This window comes from Pseudoalteromonas sp. APC 3893 (assembly GCF_030408095.1).
Taxonomy (GTDB): domain Bacteria; phylum Pseudomonadota; class Gammaproteobacteria; order Enterobacterales; family Alteromonadaceae; genus Pseudoalteromonas.
The window spans coordinates 1-6836 of the sequence record NZ_JASDCD010000046.1; the positions used below are offsets into that span (position 1 = coordinate 1).

A 6836-nucleotide genomic window follows, 5' to 3' on the forward strand; every position below is an offset into this window, starting at 1 on the left:
AACCTATAATTTGAAACGTGTTATGTTGAGAAAACGCCCCGCCAAAATATCCTAATGGCGGGGCGTTTGTGGTTTTTCGTGTGGAAAATAGCGACAGCCCACACGAACTAGAACAAAAGCCTTTTTAAGCGTAGCGGTTCTAGCCCGTAACATAATGCCAATTATCGGTTGTATTTTGATTGCATTTATTATCCTGGCAAGCAACCGGCCTTTACTTTAATGATTGCAAAAAGTGCTTTTTATCCTGGCTTTATAGTGGTGTTTTGATTGCAAAATATCAACTGAAGGTTTATCCTGTCTGTTCATTATGATTGCAAAGGATACTAAAATGGCTATTACATACCGCCCAAATGATGAAGTAAGTAAGGAACTTGAACGCCTAAAGGGTAGGCTAAATATTAATACTTCCACCAAGTTAATTGATTTTTTGATACTCGAATATCAAAAAACACAAACCGAAATCAGCAATTTAAAGGCTGATAATTACCGATTGGGTAATGAACTTGATGATAAAAATGATGCTATTGATGATTTTAAAAATGCTTTTAATAGACTCATGGATTAATTTTACATGGCGACAGCCGATAGCGAAGCGGAAACCCAACCCATCTAAATCATATTGATATTGTTTTGGCTGCACTGGCTAAAGCAATATCACTAAATTAAATCGCCCCTCTGATAAACCAAACCCATATTTGAAATAAACCCAGGTGACCCGAAATAGGCACAGGTGTTTAGAGTCCACATACTATAATAGTGGACTCTAGTCCCATTTTGAGACTTTTACGCTTTAGATCTCTCTTTTTTCTTTTTAACGAACCTTTCGTAATCTTCATCGGTAACAAGCTCTAATCCCTTTGAAATAAGAATTTTAAGTATTTCTGTATCCTTTAATGATGCTTGAGTCGCCACTACCGCTCTTACGTGTTCCTTTTCTACTTTTCTCCATGTTACGTCATCTATGTGTTTACTGGGCATTACATGTCTCTTCGATTCTAAGAATTCATTTAATTATAAACTTATATTCAAAGTTTCTTGCAATCTGATTTCTTAGAAACTATTATTTCCGCTAAATATAATTTCTAAGTTTCTAAGAAAACTAAATGATTGACCTCTTAACTATAAAGATACCTTTCGTTGAATCGGTTGTTGCTATGTCTCCAGACGGGACTAATGGCCTAATCGACTTGCGTGAGTGTCAAAAAAGAGGTTGCCGATTAGCTGCTGGTGATGTTGATTTTACAGCTAACGATTATCGTCTTGATTCTGAAAATATCTGTGTTGCCGAAGTGTCTGCACTTTTGCACCCGTTCGAATCACTGCCTAGCTCGTGGTCAACATTGGCTTTTAAAATTAGGGCAGGGGGTGAAAATTATTACCCGTTCATCGAATTAAAGGCCAGCCCAGCGAAATTATTACAAGGTCATAACGTTTACGGGTCGTGTGATGTGATGTTGTGTATTGACTCACTAATCACTGCGTTTTGCTACGCAATGCCCGACATGGCCGAAATACTAGAATTTAATAATGCCGAACTTGCACAAATAGATTGCACTTTTAGCGCTCACTTAAAAACCGAGTCAGATAGTCGAAACGTAATTCACGCATTACGCAACATATCAAACGGTCAAACAAGGGGCGCTAAATCTGCATTCGACACAACTGCATATTTTGGTAAGGGCTCACGTCATAAACGACTAAAAGCCTATTTAAAACAATTTGAGTTGCAAGACCAAATTAACAAAGCACAAGCAAAATACGACAAAACCAAAAGCCAAGCTTTTAAAAATCAGCTTAAAGCTATGACAGCACCAGAAGTACAAGAATTCGCAAAAAACGCATTGCGCCTTGAGGCTAGCATTATGCCAAGGATGTTAAAACGTCTTGGTATACCCACTAACTTATGGGCATTTGAAACATACAGCGAATCATTTGAGGGGTGTTTAATTCAGCAATTATGGAAACAATCTTGGCAAGACATTTTTAAAACGTTCGAAGGTGCAACCATGCGTACTTACTCTGATATTGAAATACACGAAAACTTAAGAGAGCAATTTAAAACCGAAACTAAAAATGGTTTTAGCTATTCAAAAGCCGACCGCCTATTTCGCACTTTTAGAATGATGAAGCACGAAGGTTGGGATGAGGTTAAATCAACAACCCCAAAAGCTACTTTTTATCGAACTATTGAAGAACTGACCCAAGTTGTACCAAAAGCCTATCTACAAAATTTACAAGCAACTGCATCTAATGTTGTTCCGCTTATTCGTTTTGTAAATGTCGATTTTGAACAGCAACACCCTAGCAACTGGGTAGAGCCTCAGCGTTTATCTGAGCAATTAGAGTTACCAGAAAACCGCGAACTTTTAAGACTGGTTTCATGACCACAACCAACCAATTCATTGACGGCCAACAAACCGCAATCGATACATACAACGAGGATACAAAATCATGAGCGTAATTATTGAAGTTATGGATACAAACAATTCACATTTACCTAAACCGCGAACTATCAAAGGCAAGGACGGAAAAGCAGACCGCGTCATTTATGACCAAACTGCTTTTGCTCATTTGGGCGGTGTATTCCCTGTAGAAATGCGACTTACTCACAATGATGTTAGTGAAGTTTTAGAAGTTGGCAAATATTTATTGCATCCAACAAGTTTTAAAGTAGGGCGCTTTGGCGGTCTTGAAATTGATAATTTTAATATGGTTCTTGAGCCATACACTCCAGCGGCCAAATAAGTATGAACAAATTGCTTGTTGTTCACCTAATTGAATTTGCTCAAAGTAAAGATACTGACTTTCTTAAATTTTTAAATTCCAATTACTCTGTTGGCATTTCACATATTGGTCTTGATGCCCAACTTAAAGAGCATAAATTAGATTTAATTCATGAACTTAAAAAACTTGGTTTGGCTACTGGTGGTGAGTTAAAAAATTTAAAGGGTAGTAAGTAATGGCTCAATGTGTCGCTATCCAACCAGACCAAACACTAAAAGCTGTAACTGGCGTTTGTGATTTTGTGATGGTCACACAAGCTGAATTTGAACAACTGCAACAACAAAATTTAGTAAACGTTCTTAATGAATTGTTTGCTTTTGACCTAGCCACTTTCGGCTTAATCAACACGGCGGCGTTAGTCGCTTTTATTACTGCTCATTGTATCGGTCGTGTCGTCCGCATCATGGGCAAAACTTAAATCCTAAAGGAAATTCAACATGAAAAATTTTTTTAAAAGTAAAACAGCTAAATTAGTTGCGTTTGGTACTGCTGTTATGGGCTCTGCATCTGCATTTGCTGCTGACCATTCTGCCGCACTTCAAGCTGCTACTGATGAAGGTTCAGCAAACTACACACTAGTTATCACTGGCGTAATTACTTTAGCAGCTATCAGCTTTGGTGTTGGTATGGTTGTCTCATGGTTACGTAAATAAGATGGTCACATCAATTGGCCTTGCGTCATTTCTGGTCTGGTGCTTCGTCGAAGGATTCTCCAGTGGCGTAAGAACCAGTTAACAACGGCGGGTAAAACCGCCCTTTCTTTAAAGGCGCTCACATGCGATTACTAATATTTTTATTGGCGCTTAGTAGCGCTTTTTTTGTTTCTAGTGCAAATGCACTCCCTGATATGGATGATTTAGTAACACCTAGTTTTGAAACAGTTCCTTGTGAAGCTGCATCACTCAATGGGAGCGGGGATTTAACTCACAAAGTTTGCTCTATTAATGCAAAAATTGAAAGTTGCAAAAAATTAGCTGCAACAATTCCAGCTTCATCATCAGTTGAATATGTATATTCAGCAGGTGGTGAATGCGTTTTAGATAACGGTTCAATTAAGATTAAACAATCAGGTTCACGCATCTATTCCGATGGCACGACATTACCTACTGTTAAATGGCGCTCTCTTTATTATGCAAATATTCAAGGGGAGAAAACACCAACTTGTCCACCCAATGGTTCCCCTGAGTATGATATTGATGTCACAGCTCCTGATGGTTCTCCTATGTGCGCTAAAGAAAAAGATTTTTGCCCTGAACCTACAGACAATGACCCGTTTGTTTTTGGTACTGGTGAACAAACAACTAAATGCTTTAATAATGATGATGGCACTCAATGCAAAATAGAAACAGATGAAAGCGGCGGTTATTACATTCCTGTTTCATACGGCTCAGCTGAACCTGTTCAATGTCAACGACCACCAGATAAAGAGGTAGATAAAACATCACCACCCGAAGAAAAGCCAGCGCCCGAAGAAACCGATGACACACCACAAATGGCTGAACTTGATGCACTCAATAAAATAAATGAAAACTTAGACGCAATGAATAAAAATCAAGTTGCAGCAAGTGATTCAAATGACGAACGTCTAGACCGCCTAGCCGAAGAAACTCAAATTTCAAATGAAATACTTGGCGAAATCAGATACAACACAGCAATGACTGATGTTAATACGATGGCAGCTAATTCACTTTTGCAAGGTATTTTAGACAAACCCACTGGCGGCGGAGGTGGTGGTAATGGTGATGGCGGCGACGGTGGTAATGAGCCATGTACAGGTGATGACTGTGTACCATGTACGGGTGATGATTGCCCTCCTTGTACGGGCGATGATTGCAAGCCTTGTGAAGGTGAAAACTGCCCACCGAAAAAAGAACTATTTACTATAAAATCAAAACGTAAGAATCCAGAAAAAGGACTTAATAAATTATTTACTGATGAAGACCGTGAAGCAGTAACGGAAGAGATAACAGACAAGCGAGATGAAATAAAAGATTACATAGATAAAATTAAATCTGACGCTACCAAGCTTTTTGAAATTAACCCTTCATTTGGCGGTGGATATCAAGAGCGCTTAGAAACAATTAAGGGTGTATCGGTCGATATGGGGTTGGGTCGTTTTGCCAATTTTTTTCAACTTCTAGCCGCAGCTTTAATGCTAATTGCATCTCTATCAGCACTTTATATTCTATTGGGGCCTTAATATGAAAACTAAAACTTTTATACTTATTTTACTTATTTTACCTTGTATCGTTCTGGCTGAGGCATCTGGCACAGACACGGGAGCAGGCACAGGTGCTGCATCTGGTAATTACGAGGGGTTTGAAGGTGCAGCTCAAGCAATGGGTGATTTCTTCACCGATGTATGGACTTTCCTTGATGAAGATTTGCCTAATTTTTTCAAAAGAGCTGTTGCTTACATTATTGAAAAAATCATGCTCATGTTAATAACCATTCAGTTTGAATCCATGAAACTAGCTTGGTCAATTGCAGAATCAATTTTAGAAAACTTTCAAATTGCTTCAAAGATTGCATCTGCTGCGAGTGGCCTACCGCAAGACATTAAAGCCGCTCTTGTTGATTTGCGTTTTTTTGATGCACTCAACATCATAATTCAAGCATTAGTTGCCCGTTATGTTATGAGGTTTATATAAAATGGCTTCATCAATTTTTCATGGTGCACCAGGTTCTTTTAAATCTGCTAGCGCTACATGGTTCGAAGTTCTTCCAGCTCTTAGAAAAGGCCGTTTAGTTGTTACCAATATCGAAGGTATTTTACCGCTCGAAGAAATTGAAACAGAGTTACAAGAAACGTTTCCAGAGTCAGCACAGCTATGGCGTTTATCTTCGCAAAATGAAGAGGGTCAACATCTCTGGAGAAATTGGTATCACTGGATGCCAACAGGCGCATTAGTTTTAATTGATGAAGTGCAAGACGTTTACCCAACCGAGGCAACCTTTAAGCCTGAAAGTTGCAACTATAAACACATCAACAATTACAAAGATTTGATACCCGTTCATTGGTATGAATATCATTATGAACAACTTGAAAAGTTCAAACCTGAGAACTTAACCAGCGGCGATACTGATGATTTAGGTAAGGAGTTATTCAACGAACATGGCCACATTATTTACCCCAAAACACTCAAAGAATGTTACATGCGACACCGTAAATACAACTGGGACATCATCGTCTGCACACCCGATATTACCAGCGTCCATAAATACATTAGAAACGTCAGCCAGTATGCCTACTCGCATAAATATTTTGACGGGCTCGCATCAATCCCATACTACAATCGAAGGCCGCGAATCTTCGATCATAACCCAAAACTTGACGGCAAAGCCCCAGTCAAAGGAAGTGTTACAACGTGGAAAAAAATCCCAGTCGAAGTTCACAGATGCTACAAGTCGACCGCTACCGGAGGTATTACAAAAGGACAGGGTAAGAATCTCTTACTCAATCCTGTTTTTGCCTTTCCAATTACTATTCTCTTTTTGTGCGTACTGTATTGGATGTGGTATTTTACCAGCAGTGAAAGCGCTGTGGAAGGTGTCGAAGAAACCGCTAAAGTGGGCGTTGTCGATACTCAAAAAAATACTAATTCTAATTCTGATAATGCTGATTTTCAGGTTCTTGATGGTCAACCTGTTTCTATAGGTTTACCGTACGGCGCTACTGATATTTTTGTCACTGGGGTTCAAGAGGTGAAGCGGCCAGAGCGAACACATCGAGAATTTATATTCGAATTTATCACCGAAAAATACGGTAACTTTAGTATCGACTCTTACGAACTGGCTAGTATGGGTTTTAGTATTCAGTATTTCAGCCCGTGCAATGTCATTATTCGGCAAGCTAAAACCAATTTTGCTTATCGTGCTTTTTGTAGTCCTAACCCATATTCACAACCCGAACCAACAAATAATACTGATTCATCTATAGCACTTAATTCATTAATTTAGATTTTAACAAGCCGCCAAGCGAAGCCTGAGCGTAGCGGCTTGTTAATACTAATTCCATTTATTTATTTACCACTACCAACAACCTATAATTT

The 6836-nt window shown here is 38.9% G+C and carries 10 protein-coding genes; 9 read left to right on the forward strand and 1 reads right to left on the reverse strand.

Going from position 1 to position 6836, the window contains the following annotated elements; translation table 11 throughout:
* Positions 1 to 328 precede the first annotated feature (328 nt).
* Positions 329 to 565, forward strand: a complete 237-nt coding sequence (locus QMA12_RS21645; RefSeq protein WP_290211471.1) for a hypothetical protein — start codon at positions 329 to 331, stop codon at positions 563 to 565.
* Between the two features lie 218 nt (positions 566 to 783).
* Here QMA12_RS21645 and QMA12_RS21650 read toward each other — a convergent pair whose 3' ends face one another.
* Entirely contained in the window at positions 784 to 978 is a 195-nt protein-coding gene (locus tag QMA12_RS21650) for a hypothetical protein (RefSeq protein ID WP_290211472.1), read from the reverse strand.
* 125 nt (positions 979 to 1103) lie between these two features.
* Here QMA12_RS21650 and QMA12_RS21655 point away from each other — a divergent pair, with 125 nt between their 5' ends.
* The 8 genes from QMA12_RS21655 to QMA12_RS21690 all read left to right on the forward strand — a co-directional run bounded on the left by QMA12_RS21655 (position 1104) and on the right by QMA12_RS21690 (position 6744).
* A complete protein-coding gene (locus tag QMA12_RS21655; protein ID WP_290211473.1) occupies positions 1104 to 2384 on the forward strand; it encodes a phage/plasmid replication protein, II/X family in 1281 nt (426 codons plus the stop codon).
* 67 nt (positions 2385 to 2451) lie between these two features.
* The gene (locus QMA12_RS21660; protein WP_290211474.1) at positions 2452 to 2745 is read left to right on the forward strand and encodes a single-stranded DNA-binding protein; all 294 of its coding nucleotides are present in this window, start codon (positions 2452 to 2454) and stop codon (positions 2743 to 2745) included.
* A gap of 2 nt (positions 2746 to 2747) precedes the next feature.
* Positions 2748 to 2960: a hypothetical protein gene (locus QMA12_RS21665; RefSeq protein ID WP_290211475.1), complete on the forward strand. Its 213-nt coding sequence runs from the start codon at positions 2748 to 2750 to the stop codon at positions 2958 to 2960.
* Positions 2960 to 3202 carry a hypothetical protein gene (locus tag QMA12_RS21670; RefSeq protein ID WP_290211476.1) on the forward strand — a complete coding sequence of 81 codons (243 nt, stop codon included), beginning with the start codon at positions 2960 to 2962 and terminating at the stop codon, positions 3200 to 3202. The genes QMA12_RS21665 and QMA12_RS21670 overlap by 1 nt, the downstream gene beginning before the upstream one ends.
* Before the next feature lie 19 nt (positions 3203 to 3221).
* Complete coding sequence (locus QMA12_RS21675) at positions 3222 to 3437, forward strand: hypothetical protein (protein WP_290211477.1); 216 nt, start codon at positions 3222 to 3224, stop codon at positions 3435 to 3437.
* 122 nt (positions 3438 to 3559) lie between these two features.
* The gene (locus QMA12_RS21680) at positions 3560 to 4984 is read left to right on the forward strand and encodes a hypothetical protein (protein WP_290295314.1); all 1425 of its coding nucleotides are present in this window, start codon (positions 3560 to 3562) and stop codon (positions 4982 to 4984) included.
* Between the two features lies 1 nt (position 4985).
* Positions 4986 to 5435, forward strand: a complete 450-nt coding sequence (locus QMA12_RS21685; RefSeq protein WP_290209064.1) for a DUF2523 family protein — start codon at positions 4986 to 4988, stop codon at positions 5433 to 5435.
* Position 5436: 1 nt separating this feature from the next.
* The gene (locus QMA12_RS21690; protein WP_290209063.1) at positions 5437 to 6744 is read left to right on the forward strand and encodes a zonular occludens toxin domain-containing protein; all 1308 of its coding nucleotides are present in this window, start codon (positions 5437 to 5439) and stop codon (positions 6742 to 6744) included.
* Positions 6745 to 6836 lie beyond the last annotated feature (92 nt).